Genomic DNA, 26,275 nt, shown 5'->3' on the forward strand with positions numbered 1-26,275 from the left:
ATAGTTGAGTTCCCTTGATATCGACGGCCAGTTGGCGTCAAATCAATCGCGCTTTGTATTGCGCGGATTCAATTTAGCCTAACTTCGTTTAATTTGAAGGCAGAGTCGCCATGGATGAACAACTCGCTACGAAGTCCGCTGTTTTGCTGGTCGACGATGAAGAGTCGATCCTTAATAGCCTGCGCCGCCTGTTGCGCGGCCAGCCCTATGAGGTGGTATTGGCCACCAGCGGCGCCCAGGCGCTGGAGATCATGGCGACCCGGCCTATCGATCTGGTGATGAGCGATGCGCGCATGCCCGGCATGGACGGCGCCACGCTGCTGGCCGAGGTCCACCGCCTGTATCCCGCCACCAGCCGCATCCTGCTCACCGGCTACGCCGACCTCACCACCATCATCAAGGCGATCAACGACGGGCAGATCCACCGCTACATCAGCAAACCCTGGAACGACGAAGAGTTGCAACTGGTGTTGCAGCAAACCCTCGAGCACCAACGCCTTGAACGCCTGGCCCGAGACCAGACCGAACAGCTAAAGCTACTCAACGCCACCCTGGAAAAACGTGTGGCGGCGCGTACCGCCGAGTTGCAACAAACCGCCGACATGCTCGACCTGGCCTACGACGAGCTCAAGCGCAGCTATGTGACCGGCACGGAAGTGTTTTCGCTGCTGGCCAACCTGCGCTTGCCCAAGGACAAACAGACCAACCGCGCGTTGATCGAGTTGATCCGGGTGTATTGCGCCGCCCAGTCCATGGACGAATCCAGCACCCGTGACCTGACCATGGCCGCCGCGTTGTACAACATCGGCAAGTTGAGCTGGACCGACAGCATGATGGTTGCACCGTCGGACAAGCTGCACAGCACCGACCGCGGCTTGTACCGTGAGTATCCGGGGCAGAGCGAGTCGCTGCTGATGACCCTTGAGCCGATGAAGGACGCGGCGCGGATCATTCGTCATCACCAGGAACGTTGGGACGGCACGGGGTTTCCCGACCACCTCAAGGGCGATACCATCCCGCCCGGTTCACGGCTGCTGAAGCTGGCGGTGGACTTTATCGAATTGCAGAAAGGCCTGATCCTGGAGCGACACCTCAACAGCGACGAAGCGCTGTTGTATATCCGCAAGTACGCCGGGCGCCTGTATGACCCTGCGTTGGTGGAAAATTTCGTGCAAGCCTGCGCGACCTTCCTCAGCGATGTGACCCTGGGTGATCCGACGGTAAAAGTCCTCTCCACCCGTGAGCTGGAAGCCGGCATGGTGCTGGCGCGCAACCTCAATGCCGACAACGGCATGTTATTGCTCAATGCCGGCAAGGTGCTGAACCTGCCACTGGTGGACAAGCTGATCGCGTTCGAGGCGATGGAGGGCGCCAAGTACAGTGTGTTTATCAGGGCGCCGGACGAGGTGCCGCCCCTCCTGTAGTTATACGCCCCAGGCTACGTGCTTGCTGGCGTGGTAATCAAAGATACCCCTGATGATGTAGACATCTTTGCCACCTTCTTTGCCATTTTGTTCAATTGCCACGCGCCAAAGACCACGGCCTGTGCCGGGCTGCACCTGGGGGAGATCGACATAGGTGAAGTTGCCTATTCGCTTGCGGCTGAGGCGACCGGCTTGGATATCCTGGGTGATTTCCTCAAGTTTGGCGGTGGCAGGGGCGGGCAGAAGTTTTTTCTGGGTTTGCGCCAGTTCATCCAGCTTCACGATGTTGATGTGCGGATCGCGAGTGGGCACGACTTCCGGCACGACAGGCAGCGGTGGCCCTGGCCTTTCAACTCTATGGGTTTGAACGCGGGGGACTTCAAACTCCAGAGGCGTTGCAAACTTGGGCAGGGCTTTTTCGAATGCGGTGACGTCTCTACTGTCTACCATGGCTACGCCAGTATCTGCCCCATGCAGGCCTCGGGATAGGGCGATATAGGGAATACCGGATTTTTTGAAATCCTCTGAAAAGGAGGTGACTTGAAGCTTGGCGAGCTTGGCCTTGAAGGTATCCTTCATGAAGGCATCCAGGGTGCTTTTTGTCTCAGGCAGCAGTAAGAATCGACGTATCGCCTCCTGGCGTGTAATTCCCAGATCTGAGGCGAGTTGATTAATACGTACGAGGTGTTCGGGCTTGTATGCAAACACTTTCAGTGCAGCATCCCGCCAAGTATAAAGTTCATATTTTGCTGCGAATTTATCCATCGCATGCTGGTGTTTGTGGGTGATGGCGTACCCGACAAATTGTGCGCCAGTATCGGGGTCGGCAACGGCAATCGATGTTCTGATTTGTTTGTCGAGGTTCTCGTTTTTGCCAATGAGCCTTTTGACTTTTTTAAACAGTTCTTCCTTGTCCCGCGCAGACAGGGGTTGCGCAAAATGTTGTGTCGACAGGTGTATATGTTCAACCGTGGCCAGTTCGAGCCGCAGGTTTAACAGGGAACTACGTAATCTCTCTTGATTGGCTCGGCTCAAGCTTTTCGAGTTCGACATCCAGCGGCGAAATTCAGCTTCATCCAGGGTGCCAAGCTGTTGTCGGGCGCGAGTGATCAAATCGAGCTTCAGGGAAGCGTCGGTTTGTTCTATGACGCGCACGAAATCCCGCATTTCCCCTTCTGTTGCAAAAAGCCGCATCGCCGCGATCAGGTCCGCATCCACTTGCTGTTCAGGGGTGAGAGGACGCAGGGCACCCAGAACGGAACCTCCGCCCACAGCGTCTCGTTCGAAACGGGGCTTCCAGCTTTTTGCGTCTCCCGGTACGACCATAAAGTCCACGTGGTGACCTGCCGGGTCTTTTACATAGCGTGCGCCGTCTTCTATATAGGACTGATACAGGTGATAGCGGCCTGTTGGGTCGCGCATCGCGATGAACTGGTTATTGTGTTTATCAAAAAAACACGGTGCGCGGCCCGACTGGCGCGACAGTCTGTATCGGTGGGTGTCGGCAAACTCCACTACGTCAAAGAACGGCTCTATTTGCTCAGGCAACCGATACGGCATCACATTGACCCAGGCGGGTTCCAACGGGCGGAGGGAGGCACCCGTCAGTACGATGGCGGTGCTCCTGTCCGTACCGACTTTACTGGCCAGCCCCGGAATGCGCCGCCCCAGCTGCTTGGCCACGCCTAATCCGCGGTTGATAGCTCGGCGCAAAAACGACAGGGCGGTTTTGCCGGGTATCAACCCGAGCAGAAAATCGGCGGTTTCCACCCCGAACATAAAGGCGTTTACCGCCGATTCGCGGAAAATTTGCGCATTGCTCCGTGAACGGTAGTCGGCGTGCGCGAGTTGAAAACCCAGTTGCGCCGAATACAGGTACGCGTGGAAATTGCCGGTTATCGGCGTCAAGGTATAGCGGTACACACTGCGCGTATCGTTGAAGATCCGTGTGATCTCTTTCGTATCCTTAGTGGCCATCTGGGAAGTGAAATAGGCCTGCCATTCCGGTTTTGCTTTCAGCGTGTCCAGCTCCACCAGCCCCTTGGTCAGCTCCCGGAAGGCAACGCCATCTGGTGCATCCGGGGTATACAGCACACTGACCCCGTCAGGCTTGGTGCCTTTTCGATGAATGACCAGGACACGATGCATGACCTGCCCGCCTTGGCCCCTCTCTTGCGCGGCGCCCACTACCAGCAGGTTGACCTCTATCTCGAATTCGCTGACTCGGGGGCGGGTGGTTGAATCAGGGTGTTCAGTGACGGCTTTTATCCAGTCAAACCCACTGCCTGGCGTCTGGAATGTAAACAGTTTGGCTGCGTCAGGGTTGAGACGGTTCTCAAGCGCGTCCTTATTCATTTTTGCCGCGTTGGCGCGCTGCCAGACTGTAGCGAAGCTGCTTGTCCCGCTGCTCAGCGAGAAGGTTGACCGCAGATACGTATCGTATTTTTGGCCAATGTCAGCTTCTGTTGCGAGTGCGCGCAAATCATCGTTGCCAAGTTTTCCGTGAGGGTTGCCGGCTGTGTCAATAATGTTGGCGGTGGCACTGATCGTTCTATGTATGCCGTGCACCGACCATGGGTCGACATTACGTTGGGTATAACTTCCCAGTGTGCGCAGATCCACCACGGTTTGGGTACGCCAGGTGCCCCACGTCAGTTTTTTGCCTGGCAGGCACTGCGGGATATTGATCTTGCGGTCTTCGCTGATGTAGACAATGGTGGCTTCCTCGTTACGGTACCCCGTCATTTCGGCCGACCGGGAGGACGTTGTGACGCGCAGATGAACCAGGCTTCTATAAGGGTCAATATCAACGTTGGCATACACAGGTTTCTGTTTTTTCAGCACCTTGTCGGTCTCCTGTTGGGAGAACGCTTCCAGTGTCAAGATTCTCTCAAGATGAGGTGCGAGTTCCTCATTGCTGTCGATCAGTTCTTGCTCCAGTTGCCTGTACCGAGCCTGGTCTTGCTCGTCGGCGGTTTTCAACCATGCGGGTTCGGCCGTCAACAGGCGTAGGTTGCGCACCATAAAAGCATTAGCGACATCCCACTGTGGCGCCAGGTCTGCGGCCAGGTCGAGCTCGCCTGTGGAGGGCAACGTCTCCCTGCGCAAGGCTTCGCGAACGGAGAAATGTTGCCTGACTCGCAATGCGCGGACACTGTCAGCAATCACGTCAGCGTCTATCTGGGACGGGGTCGTCGTCAGTACGGGCAAGCCGCTCAGCGCGGCACGAGCGGCTGTCGGCAGGCTTGCGATCAACAGCTTGCCTGGCGCTGCGCCGTCTTGTATGCGGGCTGCGACGGTGTCATTCAAACGCGCCAGGTTTTCAAACTCCTCAAACTCCTCGCTTGGGCTATAGAGCATCACTTTGCCCGTCAGAGGCGTCGTGCCCGTGGGGGTCAGAATGAATGCGCCGGCGAATTCACTGCCATTCTCCAGGGCCAGTCGGTACACCGTGGGCCTGTTGTCGACGGTAAACACCTGTTCACGTGCCGCAGCACTTGGGTACTTGAGCACATTCTGCGCCAGCGTCCTTGCATGCGCCGACAACGTGCCGTCCACCGAGCGCAATGCCAGTTGATGGGCCAGCACTTGTCGTCGCAGTGCAACCAATTGCTCCTCCGTATTGGGTTGGGAGGGCTCGCCAGCCCCCCAGAATGTATTCAGGCTCAACGTGATGGCTATTTCCAGCCTGGCGGCCAGGGTTGTCGTCGAGGCATTGGCAGAGAGGAATTTATCGGTGTCCAGGGTGTTGCATTCGCGGTAGAAGGCGCCGCTCTCCTGGGTCAGATAAGACTCTGCGCCAGGCGCGCGTAAGGTGGCCAGCAGCGAGCCCAGTGGTTCGCAGGACAGCAGGTGCTTTTGGCCTTCCTGGTCTTCGCGATAGCGGCTATAAAAAATCTGGTTGGGATTGATGGGCAGATGTGCATCGGGAAACATCTCGGCCAATTGCTGCTGGTACACGCGGCCGACACTCGGCTGTCGCCTTACCAGCTCAGAGGTCTGTGCATTGAGTTTGTCGAGTTCACGGGTGAGGTAAGCCAGTTGTTCTTCGGCAGAAAGTGAAGCCGGCGGCACGACCGCAAGCGTCATCGGTTGCACGGTAGGGGTTGACGTGCTGTCGGCCGGCAGCGGTTGCGGTTCGTCAGTGGATGATTCTTTGAGGGTGGGCAATGAATTGTGCATGAGTAAACTCTTATAAAAGAGCGCGGCGCACCGAGGTGCAGCGAGCCCTGCTGAATATGAGTTTGCGAGTTTAGGGTGGCCGAAACTGGACCCTGCGGTGTATGTATGTCGGAAAAAATCGCCCTGCACGCGCGAGTTGCGTGTGCAGAATGCGCGTGGGATCCTTGGCCGCTTTTCAATCCGAGAGAGGGCTTTCCATGTCCAAGACTATCCGCATTGCAGCCGCGCTGTTGGTCCGTGGCGACGGTCAAACCCTGCTTGTGCGCAAGCGCAATACCCTGGCTTTCATGCAACCGGGCGGCAAAATCGACGCCGGCGAGCAACCTGCCGAGGCGCTCGTCCGTGAGTTGCACGAGGAGCTGAACCTGCGCGTTGATCCGAGCCAAGCCGTCTATCTTGGCCAGTTCTCGGCACCCGCGGCCAACGAACCGGGTTTTACCGTAGAGGCGGAGTTGTTCAAGGTGCAGGTCGACGTCGCCGTCACCCCTGCAGCAGAGATTGAAGAGGTGTGCTGGATCGATCCCATGGGCGAAGGTGACTTGCATCTGGCGCCATTGACGCGCGATTTGATCCTGCCGTTCTATCGTGATTCGCTGGCTACCGCATGATGATTCGCCCGCTGGACGCCGACGATGCGCAAGCCTATCGGGCATTGATGCTCGAGGCCTATGGCGCGTATCCGCAAGCGTTCACGTCCAGTGTCGCGGAGCGCGCCTCGATGCCATTGAGCTGGTGGGAAAAGCGTCTCGACAGCCCGCTGGATTGCCTGTTGGGCGGCTTTGATGGCGAGCGACTGGCCGGTATCGTTGGCCTGGCCTACGAGCCTCGCGAAAAGGCGCGGCACAAGGTGACCTTGTTCGGCATGTACGTGACCGAGGCTTATCAGCAGAAGGGAATGGGGCGGCAACTGGTGCAAGCAGCGCTTGAGGAGGCTCGCCGGCATCCGCGCCTGAAACTGATCCAGCTGACCGTCACCGCTGGAAATGAGGCGGCGTTGGCACTTTACCAACGCTGCGGCTTCATCCAGTACGGTCTCGAGCCATTGGCGGTGCGGGTAGGTGTCGATTACTTCGACAAGATCCACATGTGGCGCGAAATCCGGGTTGAATGAAGCCCAAGGTGGGAGCTGGCTTGCCTGCGACAGCATCTACGTGGTGTGACAAGCGATCCGAGTTGCCTGCATCGCGGGCAAGCCCGACTCCCACACAAGCCCGATCTGCTGGCTCGATGAGGTTCTCTCCAGCTCAGCGAACCGCGCTAACTCCATCCAAGGTCGAAAACGACGTGTCCTTGGCGGTCAGCAAAAAGTCGCGCATATACGGCGCATCCAGCATGTCTGCGCGAATTCCGGCATACAGCGTGGCAAATAAACCTTTCTCGCCCAACCGCTTGGCTTTCACATACCCGCGTGAGCTGTATTCATGCAGCGCCCAGTGGGGCATACCGCACACCCCACGGCCGCTGGCCACCAGTTGCATCATCATCACGGTCAGCTCCGAAGTCCGCACCTGGGCCGGTTCCACGTCAGCCGGTTCCAGGAAGCGGGTGAAGATGTCCAGGCGGTCACGTTCCACCGGGTAGGTGATCAGGGTTTCTGTCAGCAGGTCTTCCGGCACGATATAGGACTTGTTCGCCAACGCGTGCTGGTTGGCTACCGCCAGCATGGCCTCGTAGGTAAACAGCGGTACGTAGGTGATGCCCGGCAGTTCCAGCGGGTCGGAGGTCACCACCAGGTCCAGGTCGCCACGGGCCAGGGCCGGCAGCGGCGCGAAGGCAAAGCCCGAGGCCAGGTCCAGCTCGACTTCCGGCCAGGCATCGCGGAACTGGTCGATGGTCGGCATCAGCCACTGGAAACAACTGTGGCATTCGATCGCCATGTGCAAGCGCCCAGCGGTACCCCCGGCCAGCCGCGCAATATCGCGCTCGGCACCGCGCAACAACGGCAGGGTTGCGTCGGCCAATTGCAGCAGGCGCAGGCCGGCGCTGGTGAAGCGCACCGGTTTGGTCTTGCGCACGAAGAGTGGCATGCCCAGGCGCTCCTCCAGTTCTTTGAACTGATGGGAGAGGGCGGACTGGGTCAGGTGCAGGCGTTCGGCGGCTTCCACCAGGCTGTCGGCTTCGCGCAAGGCGTGCAGGGTTTTCAAGTGACGGATTTCGAGCACAGGCGCTCCATGAATAAAATTTGCGACGAAAACGGAATGCTTGATTTTGTCTCATGTTGTGGGGCGTGTCGACCATGACCACTGGGCGCTCTTCATCAAACTGTCATCGAACTGTGGCAGCGCGCTTGAACAAACTTCATCAGACTCGCGCTCTACTGGGGTTCTGCGTTTTGGTGTTTTTCATGCGTGCGTTGTTTTTAGTGGCCGCTCTACTGTTCGGCCTGCCGTCTTTTGCGGCGTCTCGATGTGATGTCAATGTCCCGACCCAAACGGTCGACCTGGCTCAGGTAAGCATCGCCTATCAAAGTATCGGTCGTGCGTCCGACCCTGCGTTGCTGCTGGTGATGGGCCTGGGCGGGCAGTTGATTCACTGGCCGGACGAAGTGGTGGTGGCCCTGTGCGAACAAGGCTTTCGGGTGATTCGCTACGACAACCGCGACGTCGGCCTGTCCACCTGGCGGCAGGCGCCGGCGAGCGCCAACCTGACCTTCGAAGTGCTGCGCTACAAGCTCGGCCTGCCGTTGGCCGCGCCCTACACCTTGACCGATATGGCCGATGACGCCCTGGGTTTGATGGACGCGCTGCAGGTTCAGCAATTTCACGTACTCGGCGCGAGCATGGGCGGCATGATCGCTCAACACCTGGCGGCCATGGCGCCACAGCGCGTGGAAAGCCTGACCCTGATCATGACCAGCTCAGGCGCCGAGGGCCTGCCCGCACCGAACGCAGCGCTGGTGCAATTGCTCTCGCGACGCAGCGCTCCCAACCGTGAGGTGGCGCTGGAGCAACAGGCAGACTTGCTCGCGGCGTTGGGCAGCCCGGATATCAAGGATGATCGCCAGGCGTTGCTGCAGCAGGCGGCGCTGTCCTATGACCGCGCCTTCAACCCCGAAGGCGTGAAGCGCCAGATCATGGCAATCCTGGCCGAGCCAAGCCGTGTGCCCTTGCTCAACCAACTGCGCGTGCCGGCGTTGGTCGTCCACGGCACCGCCGACCCCTTGCTGCCGGTGATGCACGGCGTGCACCTGGCCGCGCATATCCAGGGCAGCCAGTTGAAATTGATTCCCGGCCTGGCCCACCGTTTTCAGGAAGCGTTCAAGGCGCCCTTGCTGGCGGCGGTGTTGCCCTACCTGCAAGCCCATCGCCAGGATGCCGCGCACTGGGCGCAGATCGATTTGAGCGAGCCTTCGAAGGTGCTGTGAAGGTGGTGTATCGTGCAACCTTTATGTATACGCATGACTGCACGCGAGGTTGCCCACCATGAGTACTCCCCTGAAAATCGATTTCGTCAGCGACGTATCCTGCCCCTGGTGCATCATCGGCCTGCGCGGCCTGACCGAAGCCCTCGACCAGCTCGGCAGCGAAGTGCAGGCCGAGATTCATTTCCAGCCGTTCGAACTGAACCCGAACATGCCCGCCATCGGTCAGAACATCGTCGAGCACATCACTGAAAAATACGGCTCCACGGCTGAAGAGTCCCAGGCTAATCGTGCGCGTATCCGCGACATGGGCGCCGCATTGGGCTTTGCGTTCCGCACCGACGGCCAGAGCCGTATCTACAACACTTTCGACGCGCACCGCCTGTTGCATTGGGCCGGGTTGGAAGGTTTGCAATACAACCTCAAGGAAGCGCTGTTCAAGGCGTATTTCAGCGATGGCCAGGACCCTTCCGACCACGCGACCCTGGCGATCATCGCCGAGAGCGTAGGGCTGGATATTGCGCGCGCCGCCGAGATTCTTGCCAGCGATGAATACGCCGCCGAAGTCCGCGAGCAGGAACAGCTGTGGGTTTCTCGTGGGGTGAGTTCGGTGCCGACCATTGTTTTCAATGACCAATATGCGGTGAGCGGTGGGCAACCGGCGGAAGCCTTCGTCGGCGCGATTCGCCAGATCATCAACGAATCGAAATCCTGAGGCCGAGCACGCAGCAAAATGTGGGAGCTGGCTTGCCTGCGATAGCGGACTGTCAGTTGCAAATGGGCTGGCTGACACGCCGTTATCGCAGGCAAGCCAGCTCCCACACTTGATACTCATTGTTTGCAAAAGTGGCGCTCATCCAAGCGCTGGCCCATCCCTTGCATTACCCCCCTAAAGCCCAACCGGCCTGCGGTTGGGCACTGCCATTAGGGGTGAAACTTACCTTGAATATTCTTGACCTTGACCACAGCCTCACCGGCCAGGCACCGATTGCCCAGCGGTTGGCCAGCGGTCGGGCCACGCGCCTGGACCTGCTGGACCTGGGCCCGAAATTGCGTTTGTGGTCCACCGAAAAAACCTGGAAACGTTTCGTCGAGCGCCTGGCCCAACGGCTACGGCCCCGTGACGCGCGCCCGGAAATCCTGTTTGTCGGCTCCGGCGATTATCACCACCTTACGCCGGCGTTTTTGGCCGACCTCAAAGAGCCCGTCAGCCTGATTCACTTTGACAACCACCCAGACTGGGTGCGCTTTGCGCCCAAGCGGCACTGTGGTTCGTGGGTCAACCGGGCGCTGAAGATGCCAGCGATCCAACGCATCGTCACCCTCGGCCCGTGCAGCGATGACCTGCATAACCCGCAACTGCGCGGCGGCAACCTTGGCGCCCTCAAGCGCGGGCGTTTGCAGCTGTTTCCCTGGCAGCATCCGCCGTCCAAGGTCTGGGGCCGGGTGGGGGACGGCGCCGGCCACCAGCAACAGGAAAACCACCTGCACTGGCGCAACCTGGCGGACCTGGATTGGGGCGCCTTCCTCGACCAGATGATTGCCAGCCTGCCCACCGAGGCGATCTGGATCACCATCGACAAAGATGTGCTCGCCAGTGAAGACGCCGCCACCAACTGGGACCAGGGCGGCATGCGCCTGACCCATTTGCTCCAGGCCCTGCGGGCGTTGGCGGCGGGTAAACGCATCATTGGCATCGACGTCTGCGGTGAGTTCGCTACGCCGGCATTCAGCAACGCGTTCAAGCGTTGGGAAGCCAAGTCCGACCAGCCGCCACCGGAGCGCTGGAGCCCGCAAGACTTGCAGCGTAATGCGGCAACCAATGAAGCCTTGATCGACCTGTTTGAGGAGCTGTTCCCGTGACCCTGACCGTGGTGCTGTTACTGGCGTTTTCCATCGTCCTCGATGTGATTGGCCAGCTGTGTTTCAAATTGGGCGTGGACCGTTTGCCGCAACTCGATGGCGGTTTTCGCCTGCGTGCGTTCTGGGGCCAGGTGTTCAATGCGCCGCTGTTGTGGGCCGGCGTCGGCGCCTACGTGATTGAGTTTTTTGTGTGGCTCGAAGCGCTGTCCCGTGCGCCCTTGAGTCTGCTGTTTCCGCTGGCGGCGTTGGCCTATTGCCTGGTGGTACTGGCAGGCAGGGTGGTGCTCAAGGAAACCGTCAGTCGGCGTCGTTGGCTGGGCACGCTGGTGATTACTTTAGGTGTGATGTTGGTAGCGATCGCGGGGAACCAGGCATGACAACGCAAACAATCAATACCGGCTGGCTGCATGGGCGGCTTGGCACCCTGGTGCTATGGGCATTGCTGATCGCCACCGAAAGCGCCGGGCAGTTGTTCACCAAGGTAGCCGGCGATCAATTGGGGCCGATGGACTTCAGTTGGCAATGGCTGGCGGACGTGGCGCGCAACCCGGGGATTCTGGCGGCGATTGCCAGCTATCTGGGTGCGTTTTTTGTGTGGATGCTGATCCTGCGGCGTAGCAGTTTGTCCCTGGCGTTTCCGCTCAGTTCGCTGGTGTTCGTGGCGGTGCTGCTGGGCTCTTGGCTGGGGTTGGGGGAGCACATCAGCGTGTTGCATTGGGTGGGCGTGGTGGTAATTATCGGTGGTATCGCGCTGTTGGCTGAGGGCGAAGAACACTGAATATAGAGCTATGAAACACAGGCTCAATGTGGGAGCGGGCTTGCTCGCGAATGCGGTGGATCAGTGAAGTATCGGGTGACTGACACACTGCTTTCGCGAGCAAGCCCGCTCCCACAATTTTGCTCCCGTGTAATTCAGTCGAAGGTGTAGCTGATCGCCGTCTGCACCTGGCCCTGATTCACATGGCCAGCCTCCTTGACGATGCTGCTCTTGGCCGCCGACCCCACCAGGTGTACCCAGCTGGCGCTGGTCAGTAGCGACCAATGGGGCGCAAGGGGAAAGGCGAAGCTTTGGCTCAGCGTCACGTTCTGGAAGCCCCCGCTCGCGTTATAGGGCCGCAAGCCCGAGGCGACAGCTTCGTTGTTGTCCACGCCGAAGAAGGTGTTGGTCTGGCGCGCATCGGCAAAATGCGCAACCAGGCTATTGCTGCCGATAATCCCGCCACCCACGGGGTAACCCAGTTCGCCGCCGATTTTACCCAGGGCGCCGCTCTGGGAATGCCCGCCGCCCACGGCCTGGCCCAATTGCGCGTAGACCCGCCAGAAATTGGCCGGGGCATATTGGACGAAACCGCCCACCTCGGCCATGTCCGACACGTTGCGCAGGCCCTGCAATTCGCCGTTGGAAGTACGCCCCGGCAGGTAGTTGATATAGGGGCCAGCGGTAAGGCCGTGGGTATCCAGGGCGCTCCAGGTGAGGCCGTCATCGGTGCTCAGGCTGACGTCGCCCCAATCCAGGTCCAGATAAGGCACAGGCCGGGTTTCGTAGCGGCTGGCGCTGGGGTCGTGGGGCTGATAGCTGAGGCCCGCGCCCACGTCGCCCGTGATGCCTTCTGCCCACGCGGCACTGCAAAGGCCCCACCCTCCAAGTAAACCGGTGAATACAGCAGCAGCGAGCTTGGACATGGGGACGTTTCCTGAAGGTGGGCAGGCGCGCATGAACGCGCAAACCGACGCGCCTGCGCAAGCACTCATGTTGTTTGTAGCAAGCTACAAAAATTGTAGCTCCCGCGACAACTATCACCGCGCATTTCGCCCTAACCCCCAGCCCTGCGGGGTTTTCGCCAGTTGGCACAGTCCCTGCTCTATCCCTTGGCAAGCGCATACAGCGCGCTCCTCCAAGGCCCTTTACCTAAAGGAAAGGCAGATGATCAACTGGCATATCGTGTGTGACTTCGACGGGACCATTACTCCCACGGATGTCATCGACAACGTCCTCCAACGCTTCGCCGGCCCCGAGTGGGAAACCATTGAGCAGGAATGGCTGGATGGGCATATCGGTTCACGCGAATGCCTGAGCCGCCAACTGGCGCTGATCAAGGCCACCCCGGCTGAACTGCTGGCGTACTTTGACAGTGTCGAGATCGACCCGGACTTCCCGGATTTCGTCGATCACGTCATGGGCCTGGGTGCCTCCATCGAAGTGGTCAGCGACGGCATCGAGCAGGGCATTGCCCGCATCCTTTCGCGCAACTACGTGACCCTGCTGCCGATCCTCGCCAACCGCCTGCGCCAGGTTGACCAGGACAGCTGGCGCATCGACTTCCCGTATGCCAGCGATGCCTGTCGCGCCGCTGCCGGCAACTGCAAGTGCAAATCCACGCCGCGCAACAAGCGCGTGCTGGTGATCGGCGATGGCAAGTCCGACATGTGCGTGGCCTCCACTGCCGACTTCGTGTTCGCCAAGGGCAGCCTCGCCGAGTACTGCGTCGCCCACCAGATTCCTCATGCGCGCTTCGACACCTTTGCGCAAGTGCCGGCGTTGCTGGCCAAGCTGCCTCAAGGCATCGCCGCCAACGCCACCACCTTCAACACCTCTTCTGACAATCAGGAACTCTTCCATCATGTCTGATATCCGTATCGCTACCGCCGAAGACCAGGTTCTCCTGGATAAAGAAGCCAAGTACTGCTCCTATGGCGACACCGTTCACTACATCGAGCCGCCGCGTATTTTCAGCCGCTGCGAAGGCTCTTATGTGTGGGACACCGAAGACCAGGCCTACCTCGACCTGCAAATGTGGTACTCGGCCGTCAACTTCGGCTATGCCAACCCGCGCCTGAACAACGCGCTGAAAAAGCAGATCGACACGCTGCCGCAAATCGCCAGCCAGTACCTGCACAAAGGCAAGATCGAGCTGTCGGAAATGATCGCGGTCGATGCCAAGAACAAGTTCGGCCTCGACGGCCGTGTGCACTTCAACGTTGGCGGTTCGCAGTCGATCGAAGACTCCCTGAAAGTGGTGCGCAACGCCAGCAACGGCAAAAGCCTGATGTTCGCCTTCGAAGGCGGCTACCACGGCCGCACCCTCGGCGCCTCGTCGATCACCTCCAGCTTCCGCTATCGTCGTCGCTACGGCCACTTTGGCGAACGCGCCAACTTCATTCCCTTCCCGTACCACTTCCGTGGCCCGAAGGGCATGACCAAGGAAGAGTACGGCAGCCATTGCGTGCAGCAGTTCGCCCGCCTGTTCGAGACCGAATACAACGGCGTCTGGGACCCTAAGACCAACCAGTGCGAATACGCAGCCTTCTACGTCGAGCCGATCCAGGGCACTGGCGGCTACGTGATCCCGCCAATGAATTTCTATCGCGAGCTCAAGCACGTCCTGGACCAGCACGGCATCTTGATGGTGTCCGACGAAATCCAGATGGGCTTCTACCGCACCGGCAAACTCTGGTCGATCGAGCACTTCGATGTGCAGCCGGACGTGATCGTGTTCGGCAAGGCCCTGACCAACGGCCTCAACCCACTAGGCGGCATTTGGGCCCGTGAAGAGTTGATCAACCCGACGGTGTTTCCGCCAGGTTCGACTCACTCCACCTTCGCCTCCAACCCGCTGGGCACCGCCGTCGGCCTGGAAATGTTCAAGATGACCAGCGAAGTCGACTACGGCGCCATGGTCATGGCCAAGGGCAAATACTTCCTGGAAGGCCTGCAAGACTTGCAAAAACGCTTCCCGATCATCGGCGATGTGGACGGCCTGGGCCTGGCGCTGCGCTGCGAAATCTGCGGCCCGGATGGCTTCACCCCGGACAAGGCGACCCTGGACTACATGGTCGAAGAAGGCATGAAAGGCGACATGCTGGTAGACGGCCAGAAACTCGGGCTGATCCTCGACGTAGGCGGTTACTACAAGAACGTGATCACCCTGGCGCCTTCCCTGGAAATCAGCTACCCGGAAATCGATCTGGGCCTGAAGTTGCTCGAGCAACTGCTGGTGCGAGCGACCAAGCGGTGAATGCTCAAGGGATCGACCTCGGTGAAGGTACTGCCGGTTTCGTTCTCGGTGATGGTCCGGTCGGGATCCTGTTGATCCACGGCCTGACCGGCACACCGACTGAATTGCGCCAGGTCGCCAAGGGCCTGGCCAAGGCAGGCAACTGCACGGTGTATGTGCCCACACTGGCGGGGCACTGCGGCGACAACAGCGACTTGCAGGCCACTGGCTGGCAGGACTGGTACGAAGGCGTGCGCAAGACCTTCGTACAGGTCAAGCAACGCCACGGGCAGGTGTTTGTCGGTGGCTTGTCGATGGGCGCGGTGATGTCGATGTATGTGGCGTCCGAACATCCTGGGCAAGTTGCCGGGTTGCTGATGTATTCCACCACCTTGAAGTACGACGGTTGGAGCATCAACAAGCTGGCGTTCCTCACGCCGTTGCTGATGAAGATTCCATTCGGCGTACACATTTGCAGCTTCGAAGAGAAGCCGCCCTACGGCATCAAGAACGAGCGCCTGCGGGCCATCGTCGAGCGGCAGATGAAGGAAGGCGAGAGCAGCGAGGCGGGGTTGCTGACCATGGAAGGCATTACCGTGCGCGAGCTGCACCGCATGAACGCCGTGGTCAAGAAGCGCATGCCCCAGATCAAGGTGCCGGCGCTGGTGCTGCACTCCATCGAGGACGACATCACCAGCCGCTGGAACGCCGATTACGTGGAGCGCCACCTCGGCGGGCCGGTGACCAAGATCCTGTTGGACAACTGCTACCACATGATCACGGTCGATTTGCAGTACCGGCGGGTGATCGAGTTGAGTGCCAGGTTTGTCGAGCAGCACACAGTTCTCAATTCAACGCAGGTCAATGTGGGAGCGGGCTTGCCCGCGATGGCATCACTGCGGTCTGCCTGACATACCGAGGCGCCTGCATCGCAGCGGTGCGGCGATCCGACAAGCCAGCTCCCACATTGAACCGGCGTTCGCCATAGAAATAAGGGCAATCTGTGATAACCACCCAAGCCTTCCCGACCATCCGGGCTATCCAGCGCGATGCCTGGAACGACTGTTTTCCCGGTGCCCTGGAGGATTGGGACTATTACCTGGCCGTGGAAAACGCCGCGATCGATGACTTTCAGTGGCGTTACCTCGCGGTCTTCGAGGATCAAACGCTGGTGGCCGTGGCTGCCGCGTTCGTCACCCATTATCGCCTCGACACCACGGTGTCGGGGGCCGGCAAGCGCTTGACCGAGCGCCTGGAGCAGCTGTGGCCTGGCGTTTTGCAATTGGCGTTGTACGCCATCGGTTCGCCGGTGGCTGAACGCTGTGATGCCGGTGTCGCCAGCCATGTGCCCGAATCCCGGCGCCCGTTGCTGTTGCAGCAGTTACTGGCGGCTGCGCGGTGTGATGCCGACGCGCTCGGTATCGGCTTGCTGGCGGTCAAGGATGCGCCCACCAACGACCCGCATTGGGCCCAGAGCTGCCTTGCCGCAGGTTTTCAAAGCATGCCCAGCTTGCCCACGGGGGTGTTGCCGCTGCCTTATGGCTCGGTGGATGCCTACCTGGGTTCGCTGGGCAAATCCACGCGCAAGGACCTGCGCCGCAAACTGCGCGCACCAGGGCCGAGGGTCGAGTGGCGGCGTAATATCGATGACGTGCTGCCTGAGGTCATGCGCCTGTATGAAGCCACGCTCGCGCGCGCAGACTTGCAGTTCGAACGCCTGCCCGCCGGTTACTTCACGGGCGTGCTCGAACACCTGCACGAGCGGGCGGTCTGTGTTCTGTACTGGGTGGACGAGCGCCTGGTGGCGTTCAACCTTATCCTGTTGGATGAGCATCGGCTGGTGGACAAGTTCTTTGGCCATGACCTTGCGTTCAGCCGCGAGTACAACCTGTACTTCCGCAGTTGGTTGACCAATGTCGACTATTGTATTGAACACCATATTCCGCTGTACGAGTGCGGCCAGGCCGGGTATGCCAGTAAACTGCGCCTGGGTTGCGAGTTCGAGGGCAACAGCCTGTTCTTCCGCCACCGCAACCGGCTGGTCAACGGCCTGCTCACGCTTGTAAAACTGTTTATTCGACCGGATCGTTCCGACCCTGCCATGGCTGCTGCGATAAGCGAAACCTGATGATTACCAAGACCCGCCAGAAAGCCCGCCCCTTTGCCATCTCGCGTTGGAGCGTCCAGCGCAAGCTGGTGCTGGCGTTCTGGCTGGTCAGCGTGATTCCCACCATGATCGCGGCTGAGCTGGCTGCCACCACGCTGTCGCAGATTTTCGACAGCAACGTGCGTATCTGGCTGCAAGAGTCGACCAAGATCGTCAAGGACGAAATCGGCGACATCCTTCACGACAACGCGCGCATGGCCAAGCTGTTCCTGCGCTATACCAGCCCGCCGTCGTCCAAAAATGCCGAGAAGCACGACCGGCTCACTGCCGACATTGCCGATGCCACCGATATCGACGTGGTCGCGCTGATCCGCACCAGCGACCGTAAAGTGATGTTCAGCACGGCTGCCGATGACATCGTCAGGCAGATCAACCTCACCAGCAACGCGGTGCTGCAAACCGTGCAAGTCGCCGGCGTGAGCACGGGCCTGGTGGTGTCCACTTTCGAAACCAGCCGTGACGGCGTTGATTACCTGTTGCTGGTCGCCACTTACCTGGACAGCAGTTTCCTCACCAGCGTGGCCGACGTGCATTCCCTCGACCTGCGTTTGTACCTGGCCAACCCTGCCGGTTTTTCCGAAATATTTTCCACCCAGCGCTTCGCCAATCACCCCTCGCGCATCCCCAAGAATGTCGAGACCTACCTGCGCAGTACCAAGCAGCCCAGCGAGCAGTTCACTAACCAGTACAGCGGTTTGTATTGGCCGATTTTCAATGATGCCGGCGAGTTGCAAGGCGTGATCTTCAGCGGCCTGCTACGCCATACCAGCCTGGTGGGGCTGGTGAACCAGAGCAATCTGTTCGTGCTGATCTTCCTGGTCAGCTCGGCGCTGTCGCTGGCGGCCGGGTTGTTGGTGTCGCGGCGCCTGACCAAGCCCCTGCGCGATTTGTCCCAAGGCGTGGATGCGGTGATCTCGGGCAGTTATGCGCACCGTGTGGTGGTCAGTGGCGGTGACGAACTGGCGCAATTGAGCAGCACCTTCAACCACATGACCGAACGCCTGGGCGAGTTGCATCATCTGGAAGCCCAACTGCGTCGGCGTGACCGCTTGCATGCCCTGGGTGAAGTCGCCATGGGCCTGGCTCACGAAATTCGCAACCCACTGGGCATCATCAAGACCGCCACCCAACTGTTGCATCGGCGCGCTGACCTGGCGGAAACCGACAAGCGTCACCTGGAATATGTCATCAGCGAAGTCAGCCGCATCAACGAGCTGATTACCGAATTCCTCGATTTCGCCAAGCCCAACCCGCCGATACGCGTGCAACAACCGGCACGCGCCCTGGTAGAGGAAATTCTCGGTTTCTGCGGCCCGGAGCTGAGTAGCCATCGCATTGACGCGCAGATCGACGACCAGGCGCCTGGCGCGACGATCTACGCCGATGCCAAGCAGCTCAAACAGGCCTGTCTCAACCTGATTCTCAACGCCATCGACGCGATGCCCGACGGCGGGCGCCTGACCCTGGGCATTCGCAGCGTGGGCGACAACACCGTGATCAGCATCGCCGATACCGGCGAGGGCATCCCTGCGGACATGGTGGAGCGCATCTTCACGCCATTCGTCACCACCAAGGCCTCGGGCACAGGGCTGGGCCTGGCCAAAGTCTATTCGATCATGGAAAGTCACGACGGCAGCATCGAATGCGCCAGTGAGAAAGATGCCGGCGCGACCTTCAGCCTGTACATTCCTGCTGACGGTGAAGACGACGGTGAAGATGAGGACGGGCATGACGCATAACGTATTGGTGGTCGACGATGAGCCCAAGCTCTGTGATCTGCTGACCCAGGCCTTGAGCCAGAACGGCATCCAGGTGTTCAGCGCGGGCAATGGCCTGCATGCGCTCAAGGTGCTGGGGGAGGAGGACATCGACCTGGTCATCAGCGACTGGCGCATGCCGGGCATGGACGGGCCGGCGTTGCTGGCCGAGATCAAGGTGCGTTATCCGACCTTGCCGGTGATCGTGATGACGGCCTACAGCACGGTGAAAAACGCCGTGCAGTCGATGCGTAACGGTGCCTATGACTATATTGCCAAGCCGTTCGACATCGACGAGCTGGACATCACTGTGGCCAAGGCCCTGCAATTTCGCGACATCATGCGCGACAACGCGCGCATGCGCGCCGAGTTGGACGAGCATGCGCAGTTCGACAGCCTGGTGGGCGACAGCCCGGCGTTTCGCCAGGTGCTCCAGGCGGTGGACTCAGTGCGCGACAGCAACGCCACCATCCTGCTGACCGGCGAAAGCGGCACTGGCAAGGAAATGGTCGCCCGCGCCATCCACAAGCATGGCAGCCGTGCCGACCAACCCTTCGTGGCGGTCAATTGCGCGGCCATCCCTGAAGGCTTGCTGGAAAGCGAGATGTTTGGCCATCGCAAAGGCGCGTTCACCGGCGCCGTGGCTGACCGGGTAGGGCGTTTCATGCAGGCCGACAAGGGCACGCTGTTTCTGGATGAAGTCGGTGATATGCCCTTGGCGTTGCAGGCCAAGATTCTGCGCGCATTGCAGGAGCGGGTTATCGAGCCGGTAGGCGACCCCCGCGAACGCAAGGTGGATGTACGAGTAATTGCCGCCACCAACAAGAACCTGCTGGATGCGGTGGCGGCCAAGGAGTTTCGCGAAGACCTGTATTACCGCCTCAATGTCTTTCCGATTCCGTTGCCGTCGTTGCGCGAACGCGTGGAAGACATCGCGCCCCTGGCGCGCCACTTCGCCCACACTTTGAGCGCCACCACTGGCAAACGTATCACCGGTTTCAGCCCCGAGGCGTTGCAGGCCATGGCGGCGTATCACTGGCCGGGCAATATCCGCGAGCTGCAAAACTGCGTGGAGCGCGCAACCATCGTGGCGGCTTCATCGGTGATCGAGGATATTGATTTGCCGGGGTATCTGTTTGCCTCCACACCGAGCGAGGGTGATGTGACCGCGATCCTCAGCGACGGCCCAGGCGTGCCGAGGGATCTGGATGCGGCGCTGGCCGAAGTGGAGAAAGCCTATATTCTTGCGGCGCTGCAGGAGAGCAATGGGGTGCAGGCCGCGGCGGCGCAGCGGATCGGGATTTCCGAGAGGAGCTTCTGGTATCGCCTGAAGAAGCTGGGGATTCAGGTCGACAAGATCGTGCGCTGATCTGAGTGTGGGAGCTGGCTTGCCTGCGATTGCGGTCTGTCTGTGCCGGATGTTTACCTGACACACCGCTATCGCAGGCAAGCCAGCTGCCACCGGTTTAACCGTGTTGTGTCAGGTGTGCAGGCGTACCCACACGCTGACCAACACCGTCGCGGCCATCAACCAGGCCACGGCGGCGACTGCCAGCGATGCCTCCAACCGCAGCCGATCGACCATCACATACAGCGTCGCCAAATACACAAAGTACGGAATGATCGACCACATCCCGAACAGGATCGTGGTCTTCAAGTCCGCAACCGTTCGGCCTTTGCCGACGATGTAATGGGCGATCAGCGCAAAAGTGGGAAACAGCGGCACCAAGCCTGCGATGTAATAGTTTCTGGTCTTGGCCAGCGCCGCCAGGATCAGCACCACTGCGGCGCCAAGTGCAGCCTTCAGGAACAGATCCATCAGTGACTCAATCCGTATTTCTTGACCTTGTCGAACAGGGTGGTCTTGGCCATCCCCAGTTCCTGGCTGGCCTGGGTCAGGTTCCCGCCGCTGCGCTGCAGGGCATCGTTGAGCAGGTTGCGTTCAAAGGCTTCCACCGCCTCGGTAAAGGCAACCCCTTGGTTGCCGCTGCCGGCGCCGCTTTTCTTGAAGGCGGGCAGGCCGAGGGCGAAACGTTCGGCGACGTTGCGCAGCTCACGCACATTGCCTGGCCAGTCGTGGCTCATCAGGTTGGACAGGGTCTGGTTGTCCAGCTCCGGCACCGCCCTGTCGAAGCGTAGCGACGATTGCTGCAGGAAGTGTTCGAACAGTTGCAGGATGTCTTCGCGCCGCTCGCGCAAAGGCGGCAGTTCCAGGGTGACGACGTTGAGGCGGTAGTACAGGTCGCTGCGGAACTGGCTGGCGCGGCTCAACTCGTCGAGGTCGGACTTGGTGGCAGCGATTACCCGGCAATCCACTGCCACGCTCTGGTTCGAACCCAGGCGTTCCAACGTACGTTCTTGCAGCACCCGCAGCAATTTGATCTGCAGGTTGATCGGCATGCTCTCTACTTCATCGAGGAACAGCGTGCCTTGATGGGCATGCTCGATCTTGCCGATGCGACGTTTGCCGGCGCCGGTGAAGGCGTTGGCCTCGTGGCCGAAAATCTCGCTTTCGAACAGGTTCTCCGGCAGGCCACCGCAGTTGAGCGCGACGAACTGGTGGGTATGGCGTCGGCTGAAATCATGCAGGCAGCGCGCGACCAGTTCCTTGCCAGTGCCGGTCTCGCCTTCGATCAGCACGTTGGCCGAGGTATCGGCGACATTGGCAATCAGTTCGCGCAGGTTTTGCATGGCCGGCGAGCGGCCGATGATGCGGCCTTCCAGCGAGTCGCGTTCGGCCAGTTGCCGGCGTAGCGACCAGACTTCCCGCGCCAGCCCGCGTTGTTCCAGGGCGCGGCGTGCCACGTCCACCAGGCGTTCGGGCGAGAAGGGTTTCTCCATGAAGTCGTAGGCGCCGTTACGCATGGCGCCCACCGCCATGGAGATATCGCCATGCCCGGTGATCAACACCACCGGCAGGCTTTTATCCAGGGCCTTGAGGCGGGTCAGCAGTTCCAGGCCATCGATGCCCGGCAGGCGGATATCGCTGATGACGATGCCGGCAAAGTTTTCTCCGATGCGCTTGAGCGCTTCTTCGGCGCTGCCCACGCCGACGCTGGTGATGTCTTCGAGCGCCAGTGCTTGCTGGCAACCGAGCAGTACATGGGGGTCGTCTTCGACGATCAGGACGGTAAGGTCTTGGGCTTGTGTATTCATGTCGACTCAGCTCGTTGAGCGCCCACCAATGGCAGGTTCAGGACAAAGGCGGTACCACCATTGGCCGGATGTTCCACGGCAAGGCTACCGCCGGTGGCGGCCGCGAGGCTTGCGGAAAGGGTCAGGCCCAGGCCCAGGCCTTGTTCGCCGGGCTTGGTGGTAAAAAAGGGTTCGAACAAATGCTTGCGCGCCTCGGGGTCGATGCCGTGGCCATTATCACGCACCAACAGGCGGTATTTGCCATCGCCGCTCTGGCCTTCCAGCCATAGTTGTGGCACCGCTTGGGCTTGCATCGCATCGAGCGCGTTACCGATCAGGTTGACCAGGATCTGCTCCAGGCGGGTCTGGTCGATCTGCAATTGGGCGTTGGCAAAGTCACGGTGCACGGTCAACGGCAAGCTGTCCAGGCGCGCGCCGAGCACCTGGAACGCGGCGTCCACGGCCTTGCCGAGGCTGGCTTCGCCCTGGTCGTCACCGCGCCGGGCAAAGGAGCGCAGGCTGGCGGTGATGCGGCCCATGCGGTCGATCAGTTCGTTGATGGTCTTGAGGTTGGTGCTGGCAGTGTCCAGGGCGCCGCGCTCAAGGAAGCGTACGGTGTTGCCCGACAGCGTGCGCAGCGCTGCCAGCGGCTGGTTCAGTTCGTGGGCGATGCTGGTGGACATCTGGCCAATGGCCGCAAGTTTTCCAGCCTGCACCAGTTCGTCCTGGGCGCGGCGCAGGGTTTCTTCGGCCTGGCGTCGTTCGCGAATCTGGCCCTTGAGCCGTTCGTTACTGGCGCGCAGGTCGGCGGTGCGTTCGGCAATCCGACGCTCAAGCTGGCTGTTGGCTTCCTGCAAGGCTTCCCGTGCGGCGAGGCGGGTGGCGATGACCTTGCGCCGTTCGTTCCAGGCGATCAGCAGGAAGGCGACCAGGCCAAAGGCGACGGCCACCAGGATGCCCTGGTTGATCGCAGCGCGGCGCAGGTCGTTGAGCGGCGTGAGCAGGGTGAAGTTCCAGGGCGTGTCGTTGAGCGGGCGGGTCTGAGCCAGGTAGCTGACGGCGTACTGGTCATTGACCACTTCGGTGTTGGCCGGGAAGGTCAGTTTCTCGGTGCCTTCGTTCAGGCGCTCACGGGCCAGGGGTTGCAGTTCATTGAGCGTCGCCCAGTAATATTGCAGGCTGTGGGCCAGGCGGTCCTTGGTGTCATCGCTCAGCGGGCGTACAGCCTTGAGGCGACGCGCCGGGTCGCTGGAAAGAATAATGATGCCGTTCTCATCGCTCACGAAAGCTTCGAGGCGCGCACGTTGCCAGCGCTCTTCAAGGGCTTCGAGGCGCACCTTGACCACGGCGACGCCGATGATCTTGCCGTGCTCTTCCAGGCCATGGGCCAGGTAATAACCGGGTTCGCCGTTGGTGCTGCCGATGCCGTAGAAACGACCGGGCTGGCCGCGTACGGCGTTCTGGAAATAGGCGCGAAAGGACAGGTCCTCACCTTGGTAACTGTCGGCATCGCGCCAGTTACTGGTGGCCAGCACGCGGCCGGTAGTGTCCATCACATAGATGGCGCGGCTGCGACTGCGGCGGTTCAGGCCTTCGAGGTAGTCGTTGACCGTCTTGCGGGTTTCCTGGTTCGGGTCGGCGAGCAGTTGGGAAACACTGGACTCCAGTTCCAGCAGGCTGGGCAGGTAGGTGTACTTGCTCAGTTCGCTTTCGACGGTGCGGGCGTGCAGCTCCAACTGGCGTTCGCCATTGTCGCTGAGGGTGCGGATGCCGTAGTAGTCACTGACCCAGAAGCCGATATAACCCAGGCCGACCATCAGGGCGATGATCAACGGCGGCAGGAACAGTTGGCGTATCAGACGAGGCTTCACGGCAAGTGATGGCGGCGCGGCGCGATATTGATTGGGGTCGCATTTCATCACAGATGCCTTGGGTCAGCTACCGCTTGCCAGTGTAAGAGCGGGCTTGTGTGGGAGCCGGGCTTGCCCGCGATGCAGGCGCCTCGGTGTAACAGTTGCACCGAGGCGATGCCATCGCAGGCAAGCCAGCTCCCACACAAGCCCGGCTCCTACAGGACGAACGGTGTTGCTTTTAGTGCTGCAGGATTTTCTCGAGGAAGTGCTGCGCGCGTTCGGAGCGTGCGCTGATGTCGCCGAAGAACTCTTCTTTAGGGCAATCTTCGATGATCTTGCCGGCGTCCATGAAGATAACGCGGTCGGCCACTTTGCGCGCAAAGCCCATTTCGTGGGTCACGCACATCATGGTCATGCCTTCGTGGGCCAGTTGCACCATCACGTCGAGCACTTCGTTGACCATTTCCGGGTCCAGCGCCGAGGTCGGTTCGTCGAACAGCATGACGATCGGGTCCATGGCCAGGGCGCGGGCAATCGCCACACGTTGTTGCTGGCCGCCGGAGAGCTGGCCAGGGTGCTTGTGGGCGTGTGCCGACAAGCCCACGCGGTCGAGCAGTTGCAGGCCCTTCTTGGTGGCTTCTTCCTTGCTGCGGCCCAGTACCTTGATCTGCGCGATGGTCAGGTTTTCGGTGATGGTCAGGTGCGGAAACAGCTCGAAGTGCTGGAACACCATGCCTACGCGCGAGCGCAGTTTTGGCAGGTTGGTCTTCGGGTCGGCGATGGAGGTGCCGTCGACCACGATGTCGCCCTTCTGGAACGGTTCCAGTGCGTTGACGCACTTGATCAGGGTGGACTTGCCCGAGCCGGATGGCCCGCACACCACGATCACTTCGCCTTTTTTAACCTCGGTGCTGCAATCGGTCAGCACCTGGAAGTCGCCATACCACTTGTTGATGTTCTTGATAGAGATCATACGGCAAACCTTTTTTGCAGACGCTTGACCAGCAGCGAGGCGGAAAAGCTGATGATGAAGTAGACGACACCGGCGAAGATCAGGAACTCATTGGAGCGGCCGATGATGTCGCCGTTGGAGCGGGCGGAGTTGAGGAAGTCCACCAGGCCCACGGTGTAGACCAGGGAGGTGTCCTGGAACAGGATGATCGACTGTTGCAGCAGCAACGGCGTCATCTTGCGGAACGCCTGGGGCAGGATGATCAGGCGCATGGTCTGGCCGTAGGTCATGCCCATGGCTTGTGCTGCCGCCATCTGGCCCTTGGGAATCGACTGCACGCCGGCTCGTACGATTTCGCAGAAGTACGCGGCCTCGAACATCATGAATGCCACGACGCAGGAGGTGAACGCACCGATCGGCGTATCTTCGCCGGTGATCCAGCGCAGTACGAACGGCACCGCCAGGTAGAACCAGGTGATCACCAGCAGCAAGGGGATCGAGCGGAAGTAGTTCACATAGGCGCCGGCCACGCGGGACAGCAGTTTGTTGGACGACAAGCGCATCAGGGCCAGAATGGTCCCGATGATGATGCCGCCGACCACACCCATGACCATCAGCTTCAAGGTCATGACCATGCCGTTCCACAGGCCTGGAATGGCGGGGATGATGCCGCTGAAATCGAAGTCCATTATTTGCCCCCCACGGAGATCAGGCCGGGCACCGCGACTTTCTTCTCGACCACGCGCATCAGCAGCATCAGGCTCATGTTCAGGGTGAAGTAGATCAGCGTGGCCAGGGTGAAGGCTTCAAACAGGTTGGCCGAGAACTCGGCGGTCTGTTTGGTTTGCGCCAGCAGTTCCATCAAGCCGATCAAGGACGCCACGGAGGAGTTCTTGAACACGTTGAGGAATTCCGAGGTAAGCGGCGGAATGATGATGCGGTAAGCCTGGGGCAGTAGCACGTTCCAGTAGATCTGCGGCAGCTTGAAGCCCATGGCGCGCGCCGCGGATTCCTGGCCGCGTGGCAGCGCCTGGATACCGGTACGCACTTGCTCGCACACACGGGCGGCGGTGAACAGGCCAAGGCACACCACGACGCTCAGGTAGGCCGAGGTGGTCGGGTTCAGGTCTTGTTTGTACCAGTCCTGCAGGTTCTGCGGCAGCATGTCCGGTACCAGGAAGTACCAGATGAACAGCTGAACCAGCAGCGGCACGTTACGAAACAGTTCCACGTAGCAGGTCGCGATGCCCGATACGAGGCGGTTTGGCACAGTGCGCATGACCCCCAGAATGGAGCCCAGCAGCAAGGCGATAATCCATGCCACGATAGCGATGGCGATGGTCCAGCCCAGCCCGGAGAGGTACCAGTCGAGATAAGTCTCGCTGCCCACGCCGGTGGACTTGAAGAACACGCCCCAGTCCCAGTTGTAATTCATTAGGGTCTCCCCTCGAGATCGATCGATGTACAAGCACCCGCTTGGGGAAGATCCGTTCCCGCCTGACGTTGAACGCCAGGCACACACGATCGGCTCGAAAACCGCCAGGTCGAGTGTTCCAAGTTAAAACCAGCAGGTAATTACAGACGCC

The 26,275-nt window shown here is 60.2% G+C and carries 23 protein-coding genes; 14 read left to right on the plus strand and 9 right to left on the minus strand.

What is annotated here, in order from left to right:
• The first annotated feature begins 110 nt into the window (after positions 1 to 110).
• Positions 111 to 1,424 carry an HD domain-containing phosphohydrolase gene (locus GIV35_RS13345; protein WP_236265019.1) on the plus strand — a complete coding sequence of 438 codons (1,314 nt, stop codon included), beginning with the start codon at positions 111 to 113 and terminating at the stop codon, positions 1,422 to 1,424.
• Here GIV35_RS13345 and GIV35_RS13350 read toward each other — a convergent pair whose 3' ends face one another.
• Complete coding sequence (locus tag GIV35_RS13350) at positions 1,425 to 5,606, minus strand: hypothetical protein (RefSeq protein WP_236265018.1); 4,182 nt, start codon at positions 5,604 to 5,606, stop codon at positions 1,425 to 1,427.
• Positions 5,607 to 5,803: 197 nt separating this feature from the next.
• On the opposite strand from GIV35_RS13350, the gene GIV35_RS13355 reads away from it, so the two are divergent.
• Together GIV35_RS13355 and GIV35_RS13360 are read left to right on the plus strand one after the other, a co-directional pair.
• Positions 5,804 to 6,214 carry an NUDIX hydrolase gene (locus tag GIV35_RS13355; protein WP_060763761.1) on the plus strand — a complete coding sequence of 137 codons (411 nt, stop codon included), beginning with the start codon at positions 5,804 to 5,806 and terminating at the stop codon, positions 6,212 to 6,214.
• A complete protein-coding gene (locus GIV35_RS13360; RefSeq protein WP_105225896.1) occupies positions 6,211 to 6,717 on the plus strand; it encodes a GNAT family N-acetyltransferase in 507 nt (168 codons plus the stop codon). Before GIV35_RS13355 ends, GIV35_RS13360 begins: the two co-directional genes overlap by 4 nt.
• Positions 6,718 to 6,850: 133 nt before the next feature.
• Here GIV35_RS13360 and metR read toward each other — a convergent pair whose 3' ends face one another.
• Entirely contained in the window at positions 6,851 to 7,768 is a 918-nt protein-coding gene (gene metR / locus GIV35_RS13365) for a transcriptional regulator MetR (protein ID WP_003188924.1), read from the minus strand.
• 182 nt (positions 7,769 to 7,950) lie between these two features.
• Between metR and GIV35_RS13370 the strand changes: the two genes are divergently transcribed.
• The 5 genes from GIV35_RS13370 to GIV35_RS13390 all read left to right on the plus strand — a co-directional run bounded on the left by GIV35_RS13370 (position 7,951) and on the right by GIV35_RS13390 (position 11,608).
• Positions 7,951 to 8,970 (plus strand): alpha/beta fold hydrolase, encoded by a 1,020-nt coding sequence (locus tag GIV35_RS13370; protein WP_236265017.1) that lies wholly within the window; start codon positions 7,951 to 7,953, stop codon positions 8,968 to 8,970.
• Positions 8,971 to 9,028: 58 nt separating this feature from the next.
• Positions 9,029 to 9,682, plus strand: a complete 654-nt coding sequence (locus GIV35_RS13375; RefSeq protein ID WP_034126450.1) for a DsbA family oxidoreductase — start codon at positions 9,029 to 9,031, stop codon at positions 9,680 to 9,682.
• 227 nt (positions 9,683 to 9,909) lie between these two features.
• On the plus strand, positions 9,910 to 10,830 hold the full coding sequence (locus GIV35_RS13380; protein ID WP_236304266.1) for an arginase: 921 nt from the start codon (positions 9,910 to 9,912) through the stop codon (positions 10,828 to 10,830).
• A complete protein-coding gene (locus GIV35_RS13385; RefSeq protein ID WP_003188930.1) occupies positions 10,827 to 11,207 on the plus strand; it encodes an EamA family transporter in 381 nt (126 codons plus the stop codon). Before GIV35_RS13380 ends, GIV35_RS13385 begins: the two co-directional genes overlap by 4 nt.
• Positions 11,204 to 11,608 carry an EamA family transporter gene (locus GIV35_RS13390; RefSeq protein ID WP_014717122.1) on the plus strand — a complete coding sequence of 135 codons (405 nt, stop codon included), beginning with the start codon at positions 11,204 to 11,206 and terminating at the stop codon, positions 11,606 to 11,608. Before GIV35_RS13385 ends, GIV35_RS13390 begins: the two co-directional genes overlap by 4 nt.
• A gap of 134 nt (positions 11,609 to 11,742) precedes the next feature.
• Here the strand turns inward: GIV35_RS13390 and GIV35_RS13395 are convergent, their stop codons facing one another.
• Positions 11,743 to 12,513 (minus strand): MipA/OmpV family protein, encoded by a 771-nt coding sequence (locus tag GIV35_RS13395; protein ID WP_020301179.1) that lies wholly within the window; start codon positions 12,511 to 12,513, stop codon positions 11,743 to 11,745.
• Between the two features lie 241 nt (positions 12,514 to 12,754).
• Here GIV35_RS13395 and GIV35_RS13400 point away from each other — a divergent pair, with 241 nt between their 5' ends.
• The 6 genes from GIV35_RS13400 to GIV35_RS13425 all read left to right on the plus strand — a co-directional run bounded on the left by GIV35_RS13400 (position 12,755) and on the right by GIV35_RS13425 (position 20,118).
• Positions 12,755 to 13,459 carry an MtnX-like HAD-IB family phosphatase gene (locus GIV35_RS13400; RefSeq protein ID WP_200648441.1) on the plus strand — a complete coding sequence of 235 codons (705 nt, stop codon included), beginning with the start codon at positions 12,755 to 12,757 and terminating at the stop codon, positions 13,457 to 13,459.
• Positions 13,452 to 14,846 carry an aspartate aminotransferase family protein gene (locus tag GIV35_RS13405; RefSeq protein WP_105225899.1) on the plus strand — a complete coding sequence of 465 codons (1,395 nt, stop codon included), beginning with the start codon at positions 13,452 to 13,454 and terminating at the stop codon, positions 14,844 to 14,846. Before GIV35_RS13400 ends, GIV35_RS13405 begins: the two co-directional genes overlap by 8 nt.
• Complete coding sequence (locus GIV35_RS13410) at positions 14,843 to 15,736, plus strand: alpha/beta hydrolase (protein WP_236264406.1); 894 nt, start codon at positions 14,843 to 14,845, stop codon at positions 15,734 to 15,736. The genes GIV35_RS13405 and GIV35_RS13410 overlap by 4 nt, the downstream gene beginning before the upstream one ends.
• A 92-nt stretch (positions 15,737 to 15,828) precedes the next feature.
• Positions 15,829 to 16,953 carry a GNAT family N-acetyltransferase gene (locus tag GIV35_RS13415; protein ID WP_105225901.1) on the plus strand — a complete coding sequence of 375 codons (1,125 nt, stop codon included), beginning with the start codon at positions 15,829 to 15,831 and terminating at the stop codon, positions 16,951 to 16,953.
• The gene (locus tag GIV35_RS13420; RefSeq protein WP_198716674.1) at positions 16,953 to 18,731 is read left to right on the plus strand and encodes a sensor histidine kinase; all 1,779 of its coding nucleotides are present in this window, start codon (positions 16,953 to 16,955) and stop codon (positions 18,729 to 18,731) included. The genes GIV35_RS13415 and GIV35_RS13420 overlap by 1 nt, the downstream gene beginning before the upstream one ends.
• Positions 18,721 to 20,118, plus strand: coding sequence for a sigma-54-dependent transcriptional regulator (locus tag GIV35_RS13425; protein WP_034126458.1), 1,398 nt, complete (start codon positions 18,721 to 18,723; stop codon positions 20,116 to 20,118). The genes GIV35_RS13420 and GIV35_RS13425 overlap by 11 nt, the downstream gene beginning before the upstream one ends.
• A 111-nt stretch (positions 20,119 to 20,229) precedes the next feature.
• On the opposite strand, the gene GIV35_RS13430 is transcribed toward GIV35_RS13425, so the two are convergent.
• The 6 genes from GIV35_RS13430 to GIV35_RS13455 all read right to left on the minus strand — a co-directional run bounded on the left by GIV35_RS13430 (position 20,230) and on the right by GIV35_RS13455 (position 26,124).
• Positions 20,230 to 20,568 carry a GlpM family protein gene (locus GIV35_RS13430; RefSeq protein ID WP_014717129.1) on the minus strand — a complete coding sequence of 113 codons (339 nt, stop codon included), beginning with the start codon at positions 20,566 to 20,568 and terminating at the stop codon, positions 20,230 to 20,232.
• On the minus strand, positions 20,568 to 21,905 hold the full coding sequence (locus GIV35_RS13435; protein ID WP_105225903.1) for a sigma-54-dependent transcriptional regulator: 1,338 nt from the start codon (positions 21,903 to 21,905) through the stop codon (positions 20,568 to 20,570). Before GIV35_RS13435 ends, GIV35_RS13430 begins: the two co-directional genes overlap by 1 nt.
• Complete coding sequence (locus tag GIV35_RS13440) at positions 21,902 to 23,803, minus strand: sensor histidine kinase (protein ID WP_198716676.1); 1,902 nt, start codon at positions 23,801 to 23,803, stop codon at positions 21,902 to 21,904. Before GIV35_RS13440 ends, GIV35_RS13435 begins: the two co-directional genes overlap by 4 nt.
• 172 nt (positions 23,804 to 23,975) lie before the next feature.
• Positions 23,976 to 24,710, minus strand: coding sequence for an amino acid ABC transporter ATP-binding protein (locus GIV35_RS13445; protein ID WP_003188952.1), 735 nt, complete (start codon positions 24,708 to 24,710; stop codon positions 23,976 to 23,978).
• Complete coding sequence (locus tag GIV35_RS13450) at positions 24,707 to 25,378, minus strand: amino acid ABC transporter permease (protein WP_003188954.1); 672 nt, start codon at positions 25,376 to 25,378, stop codon at positions 24,707 to 24,709. The genes GIV35_RS13445 and GIV35_RS13450 overlap by 4 nt, the downstream gene beginning before the upstream one ends.
• Complete coding sequence (locus GIV35_RS13455; RefSeq protein ID WP_003188956.1) at positions 25,378 to 26,124, minus strand: amino acid ABC transporter permease; 747 nt, start codon at positions 26,122 to 26,124, stop codon at positions 25,378 to 25,380. The genes GIV35_RS13450 and GIV35_RS13455 overlap by 1 nt, the downstream gene beginning before the upstream one ends.
• Positions 26,125 to 26,275 lie beyond the last annotated feature (151 nt).

The sequence above is a fragment of the Pseudomonas sp. PA-1-6B genome (genome assembly GCF_021609545.1).
Lineage (GTDB): Bacteria > Pseudomonadota > Gammaproteobacteria > Pseudomonadales > Pseudomonadaceae > Aquipseudomonas > Aquipseudomonas fluorescens_BV.